Below are 2,821 nucleotides of genomic sequence, written 5' to 3'. Positions count from 1 at the left end.
AGGAGTTTCTAAGTATTTATGATGGTTCTCCTGAGCAGCAGGCTCAATTGGCAACTTACCAAACGCGGGTAAGTGCTTACAAGGACGCCCTCAATCAAAGTGACGCTATATTACCGGCAACGCGTACCGATTATGTATCAACTCTGACTAATACACAGACTACGCTCCAGTGTCCGCTCTCTCAAACAGCCGGAGGCCAGAATAAGCAGGCTGCTGCAACAGGACGGCTAGCCGCAGGTGGCAGCTGTAATGCTGAAAGTTTGATACAGGAGGTAACACAGCAACAAAACATGCTGAAACGGTATGCGTGGGTAGCTGAAGTGGAAACTGTATCTTCAGATTCATCTTTCCTTGAGTGTATTGCCAGTATTGACTATCATGAGTTGACCCATGTATCTTCAGGGCCTAAGTCAATCACCATAATAATCACCCGTAACGGGAAACAAATAGCACAGGAAACAGCGACAATTCAGGGCCGTTTTTACAGACTTCTGAGAAATGATGTTGAATACTATTACGCTGAAAAAGAGTCTTTTTGTGATGGTCGAACGGTTGTACTCATACATATGCATGGTACAGATAATACGAAATACGACGGAATGTATTATTATTATGACTTCGACCTTAAAAAATATAAACCATTTCTTCCAAAGAATTATCCTAAATCGAATGTTGCGCAAATGATCCAGCGGATGTCCCCTGGACTAATTAAATTTGCCGATGTAACTCAAGCTGTAATGACAAATACAGCCTTGTTGTTAGCGACAGGAGGTTTAGGTGCAGGCGGTATTATTTCGAGAGTAGTAGGAACGCTTGATTTTTTTGTCGATAATTATTCTGACATTCAGGCAATAACTAATCCGGGAGATCAAACTGCTGTTTCAACAGCATCTGTAGCCTTATTTCTTGTACAGCTTATTGACATAGATAGACTACTAAAACACCCGGAAGCATTACCTGAAGAAACAAAAGCGTTAATTAATAAAGCGAAACAACTGGATGAAAGTGGTGAAATAGCTGATAAATTAGAGGAAGCGCTTAAATGGGTTCAGGAACATTATGATGAAGGAAATCCAATCCGCAAGCATGTTGAGGAAGTCTATGAACGCGTTACTGGCAGGATTCTAAAAATATCTGAAGAGCTTAAGCTTGCACTGGTTACGTATAGGAGTAGGCAAATCGCCCCAGGAGGAACTGACTATCAGAGGCTTATTAAAGGTATAATGAGCAGCCCTCATAGCTATTATTTTGCGGAATCAATTATTAAATATACTAAATTAGCAGTTGGTAACCCTGAGCGTATAGAAGGCCTTGGGAAAGTGATTTTAAAAATGAAACAATTGGGAACGAAAAAAACCACAGAAGTAGAAGGGGAACTACTTCAAATGTTTCATGAAGCTGATGCATTATTAGCAAAAGGCAAGAGTGTTTTCTTTGAAGTGGAGAAGCGGTTTGAGCTTGAAAAAGGTCTCCAAAAAGATTTAGATTTAATGATTGAATCTGCTCCTGGCATAATCGAGGAAGGGATTCATCTTAAAGCCCTATCAACTTCTAATTTGGACAAGATTACAAGTGAGATTGTTTCTGCATTAAATAAATTCCCAACTCAAGTTAGTATCCCTAAAAAAACTATTAAGATTTGGTTAAGAGAAATTTCCGAGGAAGATAGTGTTAGCATTTTAAGAATCTTAAGAGAGAAGTATGCTGGCAATGTCGTGAAAATTTATGTAAGAATTAAAGACGGAATTGACAATTCTATAAACTAATGGAAGAAGAAAACGAGTACCAAGCATATCTTGCATTGTTTGAGAAAGAAATCAACAATGCTATGCAGAAAAGGTTGTTAGATGCTAATCAAGTGGAACCTCCGGTTGCAACCTGGGAATTTGTACATACAAGAGTCGAAGAGTTTAGTGTACGTACGCTAGCGGATTGGATGACTGTACTACCTGACTGTATCCAAATTGTCAAGAAGTTTGCTTTAGATTTTAGTATTTACAAGGCAAATATAAATCCTCAAATTGAAATGCAAATATGGTTAGATACCAACCAAACCTCAAGGATAGAAGATTCTTCTGCTATATTAACAGAGGGGATGTATGTCATTGCTCATTATGCTGACCAGCTTCTCCCTTTTGCCTTTACTTGTCTAAACAAAATAAGTTTACTGAGTCCAAAATTTTCAGACGCAGTAAAAATTGTATTCAAAATTGGTGGTTTAATTGAGGTTGGTCAAGACAAGTTTTACTATCCTACTTTAGTTATGTTCGAGCTTAAGTATGCAGCTCTCTTTTGTGTTTACATCAAAAACTTTGCATTCTTGCCCAACAATCCAATTACTCGACAGAAGCACTATGAACTATGGGCAGCAAACGCGCCTAGATTAGCTTCCTGTATTAACAGTATTTTAAGTAATCCGAATTTTGAATTTATTAATGAGATTGAGACAGATGATTATGGCTGTTTTGATCGTGATAACCCTGGGTATTTACAAAATCTTAATCTTAACGGTGTCAGCTGGGATGAATTTTACATACCCTATGAATTATTAGATAAGGCTAAGGCTAAGGATTAATAAGCTTGGGATTAAATAAAACACCGTGGCCCCCGATAGCTATGATAAAGCCAATTGCTAAAGTACAATTGGTCGCATTATCGCCAGCAATTTGTTAGCGATGACAGTGACGACATAAATTATTTCACCCACTCATTTTCACCGGCCACAGGTCCGCAATACCTGCCAATAACCACCATGATCCAGTCATACACCAAATCAACTGTTGCCCTTATGCTCGGGCTGTTGGTCTTCACCGCATCCTGT

At 38.8% G+C, this 2,821-nt stretch carries 2 protein-coding genes; both read left to right on the top strand.

The window, feature by feature from the left end; translation table 11 throughout:
* Positions 1-1,766, top strand: a 1,766-nt coding sequence (locus tag BLX24_RS33015) for a hypothetical protein (protein WP_177225970.1), incomplete at its 5' end; no start/stop codon positions are given.
* Positions 1,766-2,575 carry a hypothetical protein gene (locus BLX24_RS29845; RefSeq protein ID WP_071506853.1) on the top strand — a complete coding sequence of 270 codons (810 nt, stop codon included), beginning with the start codon at positions 1,766-1,768 and terminating at the stop codon, positions 2,573-2,575. The genes BLX24_RS33015 and BLX24_RS29845, both read left to right, overlap by 1 nt.
* Positions 2,576-2,821: the final 246 nt, after the last annotated feature.

The sequence above is a fragment of the Arsenicibacter rosenii genome, from assembly GCF_001870735.1.
Classification (GTDB): Bacteria; Bacteroidota; Bacteroidia; order Cytophagales; family Spirosomataceae; genus Arsenicibacter; species Arsenicibacter rosenii.
Note: the sequence above shows the minus strand (reverse complement) of the source record. Positions and strands in the feature narration are given on the sequence as shown.